Annotated in this window: 13 protein-coding genes and 1 tRNA gene; 1 reads left to right on the top strand and 13 read right to left on the bottom strand. The window is 42.8% G+C overall.

Going from position 1 to position 16733, the window contains the following annotated elements; all coding sequences use genetic code 11:
• Positions 1-22: 22 nt before the first annotated feature.
• A complete protein-coding gene (locus F4W09_RS16760) occupies positions 23-1435 on the bottom strand; it encodes a Na+/H+ antiporter family protein (protein ID WP_016168437.1) in 1413 nt (470 codons plus the stop codon).
• A gap of 164 nt (positions 1436-1599) precedes the next feature.
• On the bottom strand, positions 1600-2463 hold the full coding sequence (locus F4W09_RS16755; protein WP_016168438.1) for an alpha/beta fold hydrolase: 864 nt from the start codon (positions 2461-2463) through the stop codon (positions 1600-1602).
• Positions 2464-2586: 123 nt separating this feature from the next.
• On the opposite strand from F4W09_RS16755, the gene F4W09_RS16750 reads away from it, so the two are divergent.
• Positions 2587-3072 carry a DUF4442 domain-containing protein gene (locus tag F4W09_RS16750; protein WP_016168439.1) on the top strand — a complete coding sequence of 162 codons (486 nt, stop codon included), beginning with the start codon at positions 2587-2589 and terminating at the stop codon, positions 3070-3072.
• A 63-nt stretch (positions 3073-3135) separates the two neighbouring features.
• Here the strand turns inward: F4W09_RS16750 and F4W09_RS16745 are convergent, their stop codons facing one another.
• From F4W09_RS16745 to F4W09_RS16695, 11 genes are all read right to left on the bottom strand, one after another.
• Positions 3136-3495 (bottom strand): YMGG-like glycine zipper-containing protein, encoded by a 360-nt coding sequence (locus tag F4W09_RS16745; protein WP_016168440.1) that lies wholly within the window; start codon positions 3493-3495, stop codon positions 3136-3138.
• Between the two features lie 137 nt (positions 3496-3632).
• Positions 3633-4172, bottom strand: a complete 540-nt coding sequence (locus tag F4W09_RS16740) for a hypothetical protein (RefSeq protein ID WP_016168441.1) — start codon at positions 4170-4172, stop codon at positions 3633-3635.
• Positions 4173-4317: 145 nt separating this feature from the next.
• Positions 4318-8517 (bottom strand): DNA-directed RNA polymerase subunit beta', encoded by a 4200-nt coding sequence (gene rpoC / locus F4W09_RS16735; protein WP_016168442.1) that lies wholly within the window; start codon positions 8515-8517, stop codon positions 4318-4320.
• A 156-nt stretch (positions 8518-8673) separates the two neighbouring features.
• The gene (gene rpoB, locus F4W09_RS16730; RefSeq protein ID WP_016168443.1) at positions 8674-12762 is read right to left on the bottom strand and encodes a DNA-directed RNA polymerase subunit beta; all 4089 of its coding nucleotides are present in this window, start codon (positions 12760-12762) and stop codon (positions 8674-8676) included.
• A gap of 306 nt (positions 12763-13068) precedes the next feature.
• On the bottom strand, positions 13069-13437 hold the full coding sequence (gene rplL / locus F4W09_RS16725) for a 50S ribosomal protein L7/L12 (protein ID WP_016168444.1): 369 nt from the start codon (positions 13435-13437) through the stop codon (positions 13069-13071).
• Between the two features lie 42 nt (positions 13438-13479).
• Positions 13480-13986 carry a 50S ribosomal protein L10 gene (gene rplJ, locus F4W09_RS16720; protein WP_016168445.1) on the bottom strand — a complete coding sequence of 169 codons (507 nt, stop codon included), beginning with the start codon at positions 13984-13986 and terminating at the stop codon, positions 13480-13482.
• A gap of 298 nt (positions 13987-14284) precedes the next feature.
• Complete coding sequence (gene rplA / locus F4W09_RS16715; protein WP_016168446.1) at positions 14285-14980, bottom strand: 50S ribosomal protein L1; 696 nt, start codon at positions 14978-14980, stop codon at positions 14285-14287.
• A 3-nt stretch (positions 14981-14983) separates the two neighbouring features.
• The gene (rplK, locus tag F4W09_RS16710) at positions 14984-15412 is read right to left on the bottom strand and encodes a 50S ribosomal protein L11 (RefSeq protein ID WP_001074682.1); all 429 of its coding nucleotides are present in this window, start codon (positions 15410-15412) and stop codon (positions 14984-14986) included.
• Between the two features lie 116 nt (positions 15413-15528).
• On the bottom strand, positions 15529-16062 hold the full coding sequence (gene nusG / locus F4W09_RS16705; protein WP_016168447.1) for a transcription termination/antitermination protein NusG: 534 nt from the start codon (positions 16060-16062) through the stop codon (positions 15529-15531).
• 7 nt (positions 16063-16069) lie between these two features.
• Positions 16070-16510 carry a preprotein translocase subunit SecE gene (gene secE, locus F4W09_RS16700; RefSeq protein ID WP_016168448.1) on the bottom strand — a complete coding sequence of 147 codons (441 nt, stop codon included), beginning with the start codon at positions 16508-16510 and terminating at the stop codon, positions 16070-16072.
• A 75-nt stretch (positions 16511-16585) separates the two neighbouring features.
• Positions 16586-16661: transfer RNA gene (locus F4W09_RS16695), tRNA-Trp, on the bottom strand.
• Positions 16662-16733: the final 72 nt, after the last annotated feature.

The following is a 16733-nucleotide window of genomic DNA, read 5'->3' as shown; positions in this document are numbered from 1 at the left end:
TATTAAAACACTCAAAATTATATTAAAGGACCATGGCCGCAATCCAACCAAAGACCAATAAGGGAATATTAAAATGAATAAATGTTGGTACAACCGTATCCCATATATGATCGTGCTGTCCATCTACACCCAAACCAGCAGTTGGACCCAAAGTTGAATCTGATGCAGGTGAACCTGCGTCACCAAGTGCAGCAGCCGTACCAATTAAAGCCACTGTCGCCAAAGGAGAAAAGCCGAACTGTACACAAAGCGGAACATAAATAACGGCCAAAACAGGCACACTTGAAAAAGATGAACCAATTCCAATCGTTACAAATAGACCAATAAACAACATCAAGAATGCTGCCAATGCGCGGTTGTCACCGATCAGATGCACTACACCATTCACTAACTGATTAATATCACCTGTATGTGTCATCACCGAAGCAAAACCTGCCGCCGAAATCATAATGAATCCAACTAAAGCCATCATGCGCATGCCTTGTACAAAAACATCATCTGCTTCTTGCCATTTGAAAATACCTGCTGCGGATAACACGGAGAAACCAACCAAACCACCCAAGATCATCGAACCCGAATATAATTGTGCAATGAGGGTCAAAATAATCGCTAAAAGTGCCATAAAGATAGTCTTTTTCGCAATTACAGGTACATTCTCCGCTTCACGTTTCAGCTCTTCGGCATCTTGCTCGAAATTCACTTCACCTGCACGAATTGGTTTATCCAAATCAATCGTGGTGACACGTACCACTTCACGATCAACATAATGACGTGGCTTGCGGTAGCTGACAAAGACGGCTACTAATGTCCCAAGCACCATCCCTACCACTGGAATAGCCATACCGACTGGCATCATCCAACGATCAACATGTAAATGATATGCAGCACCAATCTTGTTGATATTACCCATCAAAATTTGTTCTAAGAAAATTGCACCAAAACCCACAGGCAAGAAAATATATGTTCCCACCAAACCTAAAGTTAGGACACAAGCCGCAGCACGGCGGTCCAAATTTAAGTGATTCATGACTTTTAATAAAGGTGGAACCAAAACAGGAATAAATGCGATATGAACTGGAATTAGGTTTTGTGAACAAATTGCCGCGACCAGTAAAATACTCAACAGCAAATATTTCACCTTACGTGCTCGCTGATGTGAAACTTCGGCTCCTAATAAACCAATCAGTTTATGTGCCAATAGGTCTGGTAAACCGGACTTAGACAGTGCTAATGCAAAAGCTCCCAACACCGCATAGGCTAAGGCAACTTCAGCCCCATCCCCTAAACCTGCATTAAATGCACTTACGGTATCGGACAAACTGAGCCCTGCAACCAAGCCACCAATAATTGCTGAAATGACCAAAGTCAGAACAACAGAAACTCGTGCCAGTGACAAAAGAAACATCACGGCAATCGCAATTACTACTGCATTCATGAAAAACTGAAGATGATAAAAAAAGCGCTATCTTAGCAGATTCGATACATTGAAACTGTAATTTGATCGGGTTTCTCAGGACTCAATTCTCGATTGAAAGGAACTACAAACATCGAACTCGTTGTCTGTCTTCTTGTCACAACCAACGAGTTCTCTAGCCTGTTCTATGTGCGAGCAAAATTCGCGATTAACTGCGCAATGGCCTCAGGCTGACTTAATATTGCCCAATGGTTTGCTTCTAAATCGACCCGCTGAAAATCAGGACTCCATTTTGGTATTTCATCAATCAATGCAGGACTGACAAAATTATCTTTCTTCAACACAATGGCTTGTACTGCACATTGGGCAAAACGTTGTCGTGGCTGAGTCAGTCTAGGCAGAAAGTTCGCCCGATACAGCCCCACACCATACTGACCATCTTTAGCAATATGCGTATTTAAAGGTAAATCTTGCGCCTGTTCCAACTTTTGTAGCACGCGTCCCCAATACTGAGGCTTAAAGAAACGCCAAACCGTAGGCGCCACGAGTGGTAGATGAAATGCCATGATGTACCATGACTTACCAAGCTGTTTCAAAAACTGTTGTGGTTGTGTCTTAAATTGCTCACGCATCCAAAATGCAGCGTGATCTAAACACGGACCAGAAATGGTGGTATAGGACAAAATCCGCTGCCCAAAGTGCTGATCCGTAACCGACTCCCAAGATTGTATAGATCCCCAATCATGCGCAGCCAGATGAAATTCACGTTCTGGAAGTACCGCATCGACCACCGCCTGCAAATCTGCTGAAAGTTGTGACAATGCGTAAGCTTGAATGGATTTCGGTACAGAAGATTGACCTGCTCCACGGACATCATAGGTAATGATATAAAACTGGTTGGCTAATAAACGAATTACAGGTTCCCAGACTTCCTGATTATCTGGATAACCATGCACCAAGACTAAGGCAGGATTCTGCACCTCTCCCCACACTTTGACATAAAGGTGCTGCTGATCGGTGGTGGTCACCCATTGAGTTTGGACTTGCATATTATGTTTCCTTTTTGTTTTATCGTATTTTTTCTACAATCAGACGAACTACCGTCGCTTGATTTGCATTTTTTGAGTGTCAGGTTAAGATGAGATCAAGCTCTTATAAAAATATTTTGCATCATGAGTATTCTCAAAAGATTACAAAGCGTTCCTACCATTACCAAATTTATTCTAAATCGTTATGCTCCATACCGTGGTGCAGGCATTCAGGTCGAAAAGATTGACTTTCCCAACTACCATATTCGGGTCAAAATGCCCCTGACACGCAAGAACCAAAATATTGTTGGAGTACATTTTGGCGGCAGTCTCTATTCGATGATCGATCCATTCTACATGTTATTACTGATGCATCACCTTGGCTCAAAATACATCGTCTGGGACAAAGCTGCCAAGATTCAGTTTTTATCTCCTGGGCGTGGCACTGTCTATGCAGATATTCGAATTGATGCAGCAGAAATTAAACAAATTAAAACCTTGGCAGAGGACTATTCTCCAGTAAATCGTATTTATCAGTTAAGTATTTATGATGAGGCTGGGGTGCGCATTGCTGAAGTAGAAAAAACAGTCTACATTCGACGTAAAAAAGCCAAACCCGATTTAAAATAAAAAAGGCGCTATATTCAGCGCCTTTTTCCAATCTTTAAATCTCAGATGTGATACAACAGAGATTTAACGATTATTGTTTTCTATTGCAGCCCCAGCACCACCACCAATTGCCCCACCAATTGCAGCACCTGCATCGCCACCAAATACCGACTTACCAATAACAGCACCTACACCTGCACCTACACCACTATACGTTGCATTCTTGGTCGAACCACTTTGAGATTTACTTCCTACCGCGGCACCTGCACCTGCACCAAGAGCAGCACCCGTACTGCCACCTACACGGCTACCAACGCTACCACCGACTGCACCACCCAAGGCTGCTGCGCCCACACGCTGCTCTGATGCAGACATATTGCTACATCCAGTGAAAACGAGTGCAGAAACTGTCGCAATAATGGCTAAATTCATTAACTTTTTCATGAGTGTATCTCCATTTCCCATTGTCCCAGTAGCAACTCTATAAAAGTATTAAGGAGCGAAGATGAAGTTTTATGTAAAAATCCCAATAAAATTACGAGGATTTTGTAACCTGAAAGACTACATTAACTAACTACATCTCACTCATCTTTAATCACCACCACATCTTTAGTTGTTTTACCATCATTTTGAATGACAGCATGGGTTGCACTTTTACTATGTTCATGATTTTGAATTTGATTAATCTTCAAATTTTTCTGTACAGGATCCTGCCCTTTCTTAAACTCAACTCCAGAAGCGTCTAATTGCTTTCCTTCAGCAACGACTTCACCATCTCTGGTCACTTTTGAATTTACTTCAATTTTTGAAGTCGGCACAATTACACTACCCTTTTGCACCATAGGTGCTTTCATTTTTTCATCAGAAAATTGGGCTTTGTCATCCACAACCACGACATCACGTGCAACGACATCCTTACCTTTGTTGGTCATTTCAAAAATGGTGGCATTCACGGTGCGAACAGGCTCTCTACCCGGCATAGTTCGAATCACTTGAGTTTTTACAATAGGTACCACTGCTTTATCTTCAATCACGATAGCATTGGGCATGGGCGCTGCGAATACAGAACCTGCTGCCAGCATCCCCAATACACTTAAAATTAATTTATTGTTAAAATTCATATTCTTAATACCTTATATTTAATTATGGATTTACGTTTAAGCATAGAACTTTATCCATTTAATTATGTGATTTTTTTTAGTCGTTCTGCTTCAGAATGTAAAAAAGCCACCCGAAGGTGGCTTTTCATCATGATTTAAGGACTAATTAAAGACCATTAAACTCATCGCTAAATGCTTGGCTAAGCGCTTGGTCTACATCAGAGAAGTCATTGTGAAGCTCAAGCTCTGCAGCTTCTGCTTCTTGACGACGACGTTCTAAATGGTAAGCCAAACCTGTACCTGCAGGAATCAAACGACCTACTACTACGTTCTCTTTCAAGCCACGTAAATCATCTTCTTTACCTGTTACAGCCGCTTCAGTTAACACACGTGTTGTTTCCTGGAACGATGCAGCAGAGATGAACGAGTCAGTAGAAAGTGACGCTTTGGTAATACCCATCAACTGGCGTTCAAACTTCGCAGGGAACTTGTTCTGAGCAAGTACGGCTTGGTTTTCACCTACAACGCGGATGTAGTCCACTTGTTCGCCTTTGATGAAGCTGGTATCACCACCATCAGTAATGTCTACTTTACGTAGCATCTGACGTACAATCACTTCAATGTGTTTGTCGTTGATTTTTACACCTTGGAGACGGTAAACGTCTTGAACTTCGTTCACGATGTAGTTGGTTAATGCAACTTCACCTTTCAAGCGTAAAATGTCATGTGGGTTTTGTGGACCATCAGAAATGGTTTCACCACGGTTCACATGTTCACCTTCAAACACGTTGATTTGACGCCATTTTGGAATCAATTCTTCGTAAATTTCAGAACCATCATCAGGCGTGATTACCAGACGGTTCTTACCTTTGGTCTCTTTACCGAAGCTCACGATACCTGACACTTCAGCCAAGATTGCATGTTCTTTCGGTTTACGAGCTTCGAACAAGTCCGCAACGCGTGGAAGACCACCGGTAATATCACGAGTACGTGAAGATTCTTGTGGTACACGACCAATAACATCACCCACACCAATTGTTTCGCCATCACGGACAGAAAGAATTGTGTTTTGTGGCAAGAAGTAGAACTGTTCGCCGCCATCAGCTGTATCTAATACCACCGCAGGACGTAAATCTTTACCAGAAGCAGGACGTGCTGTTACAGGTAAGATTTCAACAGTTGTCATCCCTGTTGCATCATCAGTTTTAGAAGTTGCCGTCACACCGTCAGCGATTTGGCTGAAACGGATTTTACCTGCAACTTCGGTAACGAGTGGATGTGTATGCGGATCCCAAGTCGCTACGATACCGCCTGCTTCTACAGCTTCGCCATCTTTCAATAAGATTGACGCACCGTATGGCAGTTTATAACGTTCACGCTCACGACCTAAGTCATCTGCAATACCGATTTCACCTGAACGTGAAACAGAAACTAAGTGACCTTTGGCATGTTGTACAGTTTTCACGTTGTGGAAACGTACAGTACCTTTGTTGCGTACTTGTACACTGTTTGCAGCAGAAGTTCGGCTCGCAGCACCACCCACGTGGAAGGTACGCATCGTTAACTGTGTACCTGGCTCACCAATCGATTGAGCAGCCATTACACCCACAGATTCACCTGGGTTCACCAAGTGACCACGTGCCAAGTCACGGCCGTAACATTTCGCACACACACCAAATGTAGATTCACAGTTTACAACTGAACGAACTTTAACTTCATCGACACCTGCTTCTTCAAGGAAGTTTGCAAGTTTTTCGTCAATTAAAGTGTTACGTGGAAGAATAACTTCGTCAGAACCTGCTTTTTTCACGTCTTCTGCAACTACACGACCCAGTACTCGAGTACCTAAGTTCTCGATTACATCACCGCCTTGAATGAACGGAGTCATGACTAAGCCACCTAAAGTGCCACAATCAGGCTCAGTGATCACCAAGTCTTGTGCTACATCTACCAGACGACGTGTTAAGTAACCAGAGTTCGCTGTTTTCAATGCAGTATCGGCCAAACCTTTACGTGCACCGTGCGTCGAAATAAAGTACTGAAGTACCGTTAAGCCTTCACGGAAGTTCGCCTTAATTGGCGTTTCAATGATCGAGCCATCTGGCTTTGCCATCAAACCACGCATACCTGCAAGCTGACGAATCTGTGCCGCACTACCACGGGCACCAGAGTCAGACATCATGTAGATACTGTTGAATGATTTTTGCTTCTCATCTTCACCCTGTTTGTTTTTCACAGTGGTGTAAGACAAGTTGTCCATCATCGCTTTCGCAACTTGGTCATTGGTACGTGCCCAGATATCGACAACTTTGTTATAACGCTCGCCCGCAGTTACAAAGCCTTGTTCGAACTGTTGTTCAATTTCACGAACTTCAGTTTCTGCTTTGTCAATAATCACTTGCTTAGTCGGCGGAATAACCATGTCTTCCATACCTACCGATACGCCTGAACGTGTCGCTTGACGGAAACCAAGGTACATCAATTGGTCAGCAAAGATAACTGTATCTTTTAGACCTAATTTACGGTAGCAAGAGTTGATTAACTTCGAGATGTTTTTCTTGGTCATCTCAACGTTAATTTGTTGGAAATCCATACCTTCAGGAACAACTTCCCAAAGTAAGCAACGACCTGGTGTTGTATCTACAACGATGGTTTGCTGCTCACGATTACCATTTTCATCAATTACAGTTTGATGTACACGTGCTTTAACGCGAGCGTGTAATGCAACCTGACCTGTCGCCAATGCACGGTTAACTTCATGCGTATCCGCAAATACCATGCCTTCACCTTTGGCATTGATTGCATCACGCGTGATGTAATACAAGCCCAATACAACGTCCTGAGAAGGAACGATGATTGGTTCACCGTTTGCAGGTGACAGGATGTTGTTGGTCGACATCATTAACGCACGAGCTTCTAATTGAGCTTCAAGTGTTAATGGTACGTGAACCGCCATTTGGTCACCGTCGAAGTCGGCGTTAAACGCAGCACAGACGAGCGGGTGTAAACGGATTGCCTTACCTTCAATCAGGATCGGTTCAAATGCTTGAAGACCCAAACGGTGAAGTGTTGGCGCACGGTTCAACATCACTGGATGTTGACGAATTACCGATGCAAGAACGTCCCAAACTTCTGGAGTTTCACGCTCAACCATTTTCTTCGCAGCTTTAATGGTTGTTGCCTGACCAGATGCTTGTAATTTCGCGAAAATAAACGGCTTGAATAATTCAAGTGCCATTTTCTTCGGAAGACCACATTGATGTAAACGTAAGTTAGGACCTACCGTAATTACCGAACGACCCGAGTAGTCAACACGCTTACCAAGTAAGTTTTGACGGAAACGACCTTGTTTACCTTTGATCATGTCTGCCAAAGATTTTAATGGACGTTTGTTCGAACCAGTAATTGCACGACCACGACGACCATTATCAAGCAACGCATCTACAGACTCTTGTAACATACGTTTTTCGTTACGTACGATAATGTCTGGCGCAGCAAGATCAAGAAGACGCTTCAAACGGTTGTTACGGTTGATTACACGACGATAAAGATCGTTCAAGTCAGAAGTCGCGAAACGACCACCTTCAAGTGGAACCAACGGACGAAGATCTGGTGGAAGTACTGGAAGTACATTCATCACCATCCATTCTGGCTTGTTGTTCGACTCTTTGAATGCTTCCATCAATTTCAAACGTTTAGACGCTTTTTTCAACTTCGTTTCAGACGTTGTTTGTGGAATTTCTTCACGAAGTCGAGAAATCTCAGCTTCAAGATCGATATCTTTCAGCAAGTCTTGAACCGCTTCCGCACCCATTTTCGCAGTGAATTCATCACCGTGTTCTTCTAACGCATTGAAGTATTCTTCATCGTTAAGAAGTTGGTATTTCTCAAATGGAGTCATACCTGGGTCAGTTACTACATAAGATTCGAAATACAATACGCGTTCGATATCACGTAGCGTCATATCAAGAAGCAAACCGATACGGCTTGGTAATGATTTCAAAAACCAGATGTGTGCAACTGGAGAAGCCAATTCGATGTGACCCATACGCTCACGACGAACTTTCGCAGTTGTTACTTCAACGCCACATTTTTCACAAATGACGCCTTTGTATTTCATACGCTTGTATTTGCCACACAAGCATTCGTAATCTTTGACTGGACCAAAAATTTTGGCACAGAATAAACCATCACGTTCTGGCTTGAACGTACGATAGTTAATTGTCTCAGGCTTTTTAACTTCACCGTGAGACCATGACTTAATCATTTCTGGTGACGCAAGACCAATACGGATGCGATCAAACTCAACTGGAGCATGACCGTCTGAGTCCGTCTTTTTGCGCATGATATCGAGCAAGTCTTTCAATTTTTTTCTCCGTGTGTCGAGGAGATTTTCACTTCTCGACTGGGTCACAAATATTGTTTTTTCACTGAATAGGGAATCTCAAAAAATCCCCCTAAATCCCCCTTTACTAAGGGGGACTTCTCCCCTCTTTCTTAAAGAGGGATCGGGGGAGATTTCTTAGTCACCATTTTTCAGTTCAATGTTGATACCTAAAGAACGGATCTCTTTGGTCAATACGTTGAACGATTCAGGCATACCTGGGTCCATATAATGGTTACCATCTACAATATTCTTATAGATACGAGTACGACCTTCAACGTCATCCGACTTCACAGTGAGCATTTCTTGAAGTGTATAAGCTGCGCCATAAGCCTCAAGTGCCCAGACCTCCATCTCACCGAAACGCTGACCACCGAACTGAGCTTTACCACCCAATGGTTGTTGCGTTACTAATGAGTAAGAACCTGTAGAACGGGCATGCATCTTGTCGTCAACCAAGTGGTTCAACTTAAGCATGTACATATAGCCTACAGTTACAGGACGGTCGAAACGTTCACCTGTACGTCCATCATACAATACGGTTTGACCCGAACGTGGAATTTCAGCCAGCTCTAGTAACTCTTTGATTTGGCTTTCTTCAGCACCATCAAATACAGGAGTTGCTAAAGGTACACCTGCACGTAAGTTACCTGCCAACACCAAGATTTCATCATCTGTTAAGCTGTCTAAATCTTCTTGCTGACCGCCCACTTTGTTGTAGATTTTGTCTAGGAAAACACGTAGTTCAGCAATTTCACGCTGTTGTTTGAGCATCTTATCAATTTGCTCACCCAAACCTTTCGCAGCCATACCCAAGTGAGTTTCAAGAATCTGCCCCACGTTCATACGTGACGGTACACCCAACGGGTTCAATACGATATCGACTGGAACACCATTGGCATCATGCGGCATGTCTTCGACTGGTAGGATGTTAGACACAACACCTTTGTTACCGTGACGACCCGCCATCTTATCACCAGGCTGGATACGACGTTTAACTGCAAGGTAAACCTTCACAACTTTCAATACGCCAGTTGTTAGTTCATCACCTGTAGAAAGTTTGCGTTTTTTCTCAGCAAATTTCTCGTCAATTTCAAAGCTCTTCTCTTTCAAGAACACTTGAATTTGGGTTAAACGTTCAGCAATCGCTTCATCACTTGGCTGGATTTCAAGTAAATCAACCAACTCTAAGCCAGACAACATATCTTCTGAAAGTTTGTCACCACGCTTCGTGCCGCCACCGCCATTCGATTCTTGACCGCTCAACAAGCGAACAATACGTTCACGTGCTGCTTCTTCGAAGATTTTATATTCTTCTTTCAAGTCTTTACGGTAAGCATCTAATTGCGCTTTTTCAATTGCTTGCGCACGTTCGTCTTTTTCAAGACCATCACGTGTAAACACTTGAACGTCAATTACTGTACCTTTCGTACCAGATGGAACACGTAAAGAAGAATCTTTAACGTCAGCTGCTTTTTCACCAAAAATTGCACGAAGCAGTTTTTCTTCTGGTGTTAATTGCGTTTCACCTTTAGGCGTTACTTTACCAACAAGGATGTCGCCCGCTGCAACTTCAGCACCGATATAAACAATACCTGATTCATCAAGCTTAGAAAGTGCAGCTTCACCCACGTTCGGGATATCCGCAGTAATTTCTTCAGCACCCAATTTAGTATCACGTGCAACACACGATAACTCTTGGATATGGATCGAAGTTAAACGGTCTTCTTGAAGAACACGCTCAGAAAGTAAGATCGAGTCTTCATAGTTATAACCGTTCCAAGTCATGAACGCGACGCGCATGTTTTGACCAAGCGCAAGTTCACCACCATCAGTCGATGGACCATCAGCCAATACATCACCACGAGCAACTTTGTCACCCATGCGAACTACGACGTTTTGGTTGATACATGTATTTTGGTTAGAACGTGTATATTTGATCAGGTTGTAGATATCTACACCCGCTTCACCCGCTACCATCTCTTCTTCGTTTACACGAATCACGATACGAGAAGCGTCTACGTATTCAATCGCACCACCACGGTTTGCAATGACACACACACCAGAATCACGTGCTACATTTGCTTCCATCCCTGTACCAACAAGCGGTTTATCCGCCAATAATGTCGGAACAGCCTGACGTTGCATGTTCGAACCCATTAATGCACGGTTCGCATCATCGTGTTCAAGGAACGGAATCAATGATGCTGCAACAGATACAACCTGTTGAGCAGATACATCCATATGCGTCACTTTTTCAGGTGGCATACGCACGAAATCACCTTGGTGACGTACAGAAACAAACTCTTCCGTCAAGTGATTGTCTGCATCGACTGCAGAGTCGGCTTGTGCAATGACAGTGCCTACTTCTTCAATCGCAGATAAGTATTCAACTTCATCCGTTACACGTCCATCAACAACTTTACGGTATGGAGTTTCCAAGAAACCGAAGTTATTACATTTTGCATAAACAGATAGCGAGTTGATCAAACCAATGTTTGGACCTTCAGGCGTTTCAATCGGACATACACGACCATAGTGAGTTTGATGTACGTCACGTACTTCAAAGCCCGCACGTTCACGTGTTAAACCACCAGGACCAAGTGCAGATACACGACGTTTGTGTGTAATCTCAGACAATGGGTTGTTTTGATCCATGAACTGAGATAACTGGCTTGAACCAAAGAATTCTTTGATTGCCGCTGCAACTGGTTTCGCATTGATTAAATCTTGCGGAGACAAGTTATCTGCTTCTGCTTGGCTTAAACGCTCTTTTACAGCACGCTCAACACGAACCAAACCAACACGGAATTGGTTTTCTGTCATTTCACCAACAGAACGAACACGACGGTTACCCAAGTGGTCAATATCATCCACTTCGCCTTTACCGTTACGAATTTCAACCAATGTTTTTAATACATCAGTGATATCGCTGTTCGAAAGGATACCTTCAACTTCACGTGACTTCTGATCAGTACCGACTTCGTAAGGACGACCCAAACGACGGTTAAACTTCATACGACCAACTGGCGATAAATCGTAACGCTCAGAAGAGAAGAATAAGTTATTAAATAAGTTTTCAGCTGCTTCTTTTGTTGGTGGCTCACCTGGACGCATTACTTTGTAGATTTCAACAAGCGCTTCTTCACGACCTGTTGTTGTATCTGCACGTAGAGAATCCGCAATGAACGAACCACGATCGATGTCATTCGTAAACAGAATATTAAACTGCTTCACGCCACCTTCAGCCAGCTTCACCATCACTTCATGGCTTAGCAAGGTATTCGCAGGAATCACTTCGCCATCACGTAAAGTGATATCTTGGGCAGTAATACGCTCATATAAATATTCGTCTGGAACAGAAAGCTTCGTTAAGCCTGAAGCTTCCATTTGACGTACATGACGCGCGTTAATACGCTTACCTTGTTCAACAATCACTTTACCGTCATTATCGGTAATGTCGAATTGAGCCATTTCGCCACGCAGGCGTTCTGGTACAAGGTCAATTTGGTAGCTACCCATGTCTAAATAGACAGGTACTTTCTCGTAGAATAAATCTAGAATTTGTTCGTTGCTGTAATCCAATGCACGTAAAACCACAGTCGCAAGCAATTTACGACGACGGTCAATACGGACATAGACTAAATCTTTTGCATCAAATTCAAAGTCTAACCATGAACCACGGTAAGGAATAATACGTGCCGAATAAAGCACTTTACCGCTTGAGTGAGTTTTACCCTTATCATGATCAAAGAACACGCCTGGCGAACGGTGTAACTGAGATACGATTACACGCTCAGTACCATTAATAACGAATGTCCCGTTATCCGTCATGAGTGGCATTTCACCCATGTACACTTCTTGCTCACGCACGTCTTTGATTGATTTCGTTTCACGATCTTTAATGATCAAACGAATTTTTACACGCATTGGTGCCGCATAAGTTGAGCCACGAAGAATACATTCGCGAACATCAAACTCCGGCTTACCAAGGCTATACTCAACAAATTCTAGAGCAGCATTGCCAGAATAACTTTCTATAGGAAAAACTGAACGAAATGCGGCTTGGAGACCGATATCTTCGCGGTTTTTTGGTGATTTGCCATCTTGCAAGAACGTTCTGTACGAGTCGACTTGAATCGCGAGCAAGTACGGAGCATCCATAACACTAGGCAATTTACCAAAATTCTTACGGATCCGTTTCTTTTCGGTATATGAGTATGCCATCTGGAGTCCTCGGAAAGTAAACTAAACCCGCCTGCAGAACGGGTTTAGAAGGAATTACGCAGGCCGATATGGCCACCACTGTTTACAAATGCTGCAATTTTTAGTGGTATTAAAACGCTTAACAATATTTTTTGAATAGAAAAATATTGGTAAGCGTTTAAAGTTTGTCTTTATTGTTTAAATTTGATGATTTTTAAATCAGTCAAATTGGAGTCGAGCCGATTATTGTAACGCAAAAAGGCTGATGACCCAAGAGCCATCAGCCATTTTGTGGAGCCGATTATAAAAAATCGACTCCTCTTAAGATTACTTAAGAGTAACTGTAGCACCAGCTTCTTCAAGTTTCTTCTTAAGTTCTTCGCCTTCTTCTTTAGACACGCCTTCTTTAAGAACAGCAGGAGCGCCTTCAACCATATCTTTAGCTTCTTTAAGACCAAGACCAGTAGCTTCACGAACTGCTTTAATTACAGCAACTTTGTTAGCACCAAAAGAAGTCAACTCTACGTTGAATTCAGTTTGTTCTTCAGCAGCAGCAGCAGCGCCAGGAGCAGCAGCAACAGCTACAGCAGCAGCAGATACGTTAAATTTTTCTTCGAAAGCAGAAATTAATTCAACAAGTTCAAGAACTGTTTTTTCAGCAACTGCGTTTAAGATTTCTTCGTTTGTTAAAGCCATGAGAATAACTCCAAATGGATATTGAATGGTGTGGAAATAGGATTAAGCGGCTTCTGACTCGTTTTTCTCTTTGAGCGCTGTAATAAGGCGACCCAATTTCGAAATAGGAGCTTGAAGAACAGACGCAAGCATAGTAAGCGCTTTTTCTTGGTTCGGAAGGTTTGCGATAACGCTAACTTCAGCACCTTGATAAACTTTGCCATCAAAGGCAGCAGCTTTAAGTTCAAATGCTTTGTTAGTTTTTGCAAATTCTTCGAACAAGCGTGCAGCTGCACCCATGTCGTCTTCAGAAGTTGAGAAACCGAGAATGGTTGGGCCAACAAGGTCGTCGTTCAAGATGTCGAATTGAGTATCTTGAAGAGCGCGTTTAGCCAAAGTATTACGCACGATACGTGTAGTAACACCCAACTTACGAGCTTCAACACGAAGTTGTGTTAATTGCTCTACGCTTGAACCTTGATAGTTAGCCACAACAACAGAAAACGCTTTAGCAGCAACTTCGCTTACTTCAGCAACAATCTGTTTTTTGTCTTCGATAAGAAGAGCCATTGTAAAACCTCCTAACGGTGATTTATGCACCTAACAGGTACACCCCAATTCGTAAGCCCTTTCAAGCTTACACGCGGAGGAGGAAATAAATCACACCACCGCGTCTACTCAGACTGGGTTATTAAGAGAGAAGCATAAAACTCCCCTCGCCTGAGGTCTTTGACGCTGATAAATATACATTTATCAATTCAAAGTTTGCCTAAGTTCGTAAGTAGTCCGAAACCGGTCTCTCTTACGTAATATTTAAAGCAGTGCTTCAAATATTACTCAGGGCTTTAAAATTCTGTCTAAGTAAAACTTAGTTAGAAACGTTGTTTACATCAATAGTAAGACCAGGACCCATAGTTGAGCTCAAAGTGATCTTTTTGATGTATACACCTTTAGAAGTTGCAGGCTTTAACTTTTTCAAGTCTGCAATCAAAGTTTCAACGTTTTGACGAACAGCTTCAGCAGAGAAGTCTACTTGACCGATCGCAGCGTGGATAATACCTGCTTTGTCAACACGGTAACGTGCTTGACCAGCTTTCGCATTTTTAACTGCACCAGCAACGTCTGGAGTTACAGTACCCACTTTCGGGTTTGGCATCAAACCACGTGGACCAAGGATTGTACCTAACTTACCTACAACGCGCATTGCATCTGGAGCAGCAATTACTACGTCAAAGTCAAGGTTACCTTGTTGGATGCTTTCAGCTAAGTCATCAAAACCAACAATGTCAGCGCCTTCAGCTTTAGCAGCTTCAGCAGCCGCGCCTTGAGCAAACACAGCAACACGTACTGTTTTACCAGTACCTGCAGGAAGTGTAGTCGCACCACGAACAACTTGGTCAGATTTACGAGGGTCAACACCTAGGTTTACCGCAACATCCAAAGATTCTTTGAATTTCGCAGCAGGAAGACCAGCTAGAACAGCAACTGCTTCTTCCAAAGTGTAAACTTTGTTAGCTTCAATAGCAGCAGCGATGGCTTTTTGACGTTTAGTTAACTTTGCCATGTCTTATAGCTCCACTTCCAAGCCCATAGAACGTGCAGAACCAGCAATGGTACGAACACGTGCGTCTAAATCAGCACCAGTTAAATCTGGTTCTTTAGTAGTCGCAATTTCTTCTAATTGAGCACGAGTCAACTTACCAACTTTAGTTTTGTTAGGTACAGATGAACCCTTTTGAATACCAGCAGCTTTCTTAAGAAGAATAGATGCAGGTGGAGTTTTCATGATGAATGTGAACGACTTGTCGTTGTACACAGTGATCACTACAGGAATTGGAAGACCTGGTTCAACTTTTTGTGTAGCAGCATTGAATTCTTTACAGAATGCCATGATGTTAACACCACGTTGACCTAGTGCTGGACCAATCGGTGGAGATGGATTCGCTTTACCAGCTGGAACTTGCAGCTTGATATAGCCGTCAATCTTCTTAGCCATTTCAAATTACCTCTGGGTACAAACGCCTTTTACAGCTCCCCAATATTTCATGCAGTGACAATCACTACAACAACAATGCCCGATTGAATAAATCGGGCGTTTTTAACCAATCCAGATTAAATTGTTTTTTCGACTTGGCGAAATTCCAATTCAACTTGAGTTGGTCGATTAAATACATTAATCGTCAACGTTAAACGTGACTTATCGTATAGAACTTCTTCCACCACGCCTTTAAAGTCGGTGAATGGACCGTCAATTACGAGTAATTCTTCGCCTGGTTCAAACATCGTCTTCGGACGAGGTGCTTCACCAGTATTGCGTACACGAGCAAGAATCGCATCTGCTTCTTTTTGCGTAATCGGTGCAGGTTTTTCTGCTGTACCACCGATAAAACCTAAAACTTTAGGACACTCTTTTACAATGTGCCAAGTTTCATCATTCATTTCCATTTCAACTAACACATAGCCAGGAAAGAACTTACGCTCAGACTTACGTTTCTTACCATCCTTCATTTCTACCACTTCTTCGGTAGGAACAAGGACTTCACCAAAGCTATCGGCTACAGCGCTACGCTGGATTCGATCATTAAGTGAACGCATCACCTGTTTTTCATAGCCTGAGTAGGCATGAATAATGTACCAACGTTTCATAGCTCTCTTACCCGATAATAAACTTCATAAACCAGCCTAAAATATAGTCAAAACACCACAATAAAATAGATGCTACAACGACTACAGCAAGAACCTGCCACGAGGTGGTCACAGTCTCTTGCTTGGTTGGCCATGTGACACGACGCAATTCAATACGCGCATCTTTTAGCAAACGAACAAAGCCTTTGCCTTGATGGGTGGCGTATAATAAACCTAAAGCCACAATGATACAAGACAAAATTACACCAACACGCACCCAAATATCATTTGCTGGTGCCCAGTATGCTGGCAAGTGCTGATTTACCATGGTTGCACCAATGATCAAAATCAATGCAATAATCCATAGCACAACATCTAATGGTGAGCCAGAACTGACAACTTCAGCAGAGTTATTTCTTTGAGGGATAGGCGCGTCGCTTAATGCGTCACGCGATTTATCATTCGACATTTTTTTACTCGTCGTAGAATTCGCGATTTATTATATGACTAGTTTAGCCAGCATCAAGCTCTTTTACGAAAAAAGTGGCAGGCCAGGAGGGACTCGAACCCCCAACATTCGGTTTTGGAGACCGACGCTCTACCAATTGAACTACTAGCCTGCAGAGTAAGTCGAGAATCGAAATTCTCGACTTAAATTTTGTATACTTAATTATGCAGTTACTTTCGCAACG

The sequence above is a fragment of the Acinetobacter tandoii genome (assembly GCF_008867985.1).
In the GTDB taxonomy this organism is placed as follows: domain Bacteria; phylum Pseudomonadota; class Gammaproteobacteria; order Pseudomonadales; family Moraxellaceae; genus Acinetobacter; species Acinetobacter tandoii.
This window is presented reverse-complemented; position numbering and strand designations above follow the sequence as displayed.

Excerpts from the sequence above, each read along its gene's own strand:
- F4W09_RS16760 (WP_016168437.1), bottom strand. The coding sequence starts at position 1,435 with ATGAATGCAGTAGTAATTGCGATTGCCGTGATGTTTCTTTTGTCACTG.
- F4W09_RS16755 (WP_016168438.1), bottom strand. The coding sequence starts at position 2,463 with ATGCAAGTCCAAACTCAATGGGTGACCACCACCGATCAGCAGCACCTT.
- F4W09_RS16750 (WP_016168439.1), top strand. The coding sequence starts at position 2,587 with ATGAGTATTCTCAAAAGATTACAAAGCGTTCCTACCATTACCAAATTT.
- F4W09_RS16745 (WP_016168440.1), bottom strand. The coding sequence starts at position 3,495 with ATGAAAAAGTTAATGAATTTAGCCATTATTGCGACAGTTTCTGCACTC.
- F4W09_RS16740 (WP_016168441.1), bottom strand. The coding sequence starts at position 4,172 with ATGAATTTTAACAATAAATTAATTTTAAGTGTATTGGGGATGCTGGCA.
- rpoB (WP_016168443.1), bottom strand. The coding sequence starts at position 12,762 with ATGGCATACTCATATACCGAAAAGAAACGGATCCGTAAGAATTTTGGT.
- rplL (WP_016168444.1), bottom strand. The coding sequence starts at position 13,437 with ATGGCTTTAACAAACGAAGAAATCTTAAACGCAGTTGCTGAAAAAACA.
- rplJ (WP_016168445.1), bottom strand. The coding sequence starts at position 13,986 with ATGGCTCTTCTTATCGAAGACAAAAAACAGATTGTTGCTGAAGTAAGC.
- rplA (WP_016168446.1), bottom strand. The coding sequence starts at position 14,980 with ATGGCAAAGTTAACTAAACGTCAAAAAGCCATCGCTGCTGCTATTGAA.
- rplK (WP_001074682.1), bottom strand. The coding sequence starts at position 15,412 with ATGGCTAAGAAGATTGACGGCTATATCAAGCTGCAAGTTCCAGCTGGT.
- nusG (WP_016168447.1), bottom strand. The coding sequence starts at position 16,062 with ATGAAACGTTGGTACATTATTCATGCCTACTCAGGCTATGAAAAACAG.
- secE (WP_016168448.1), bottom strand. The coding sequence starts at position 16,510 with ATGTCGAATGATAAATCGCGTGACGCATTAAGCGACGCGCCTATCCCT.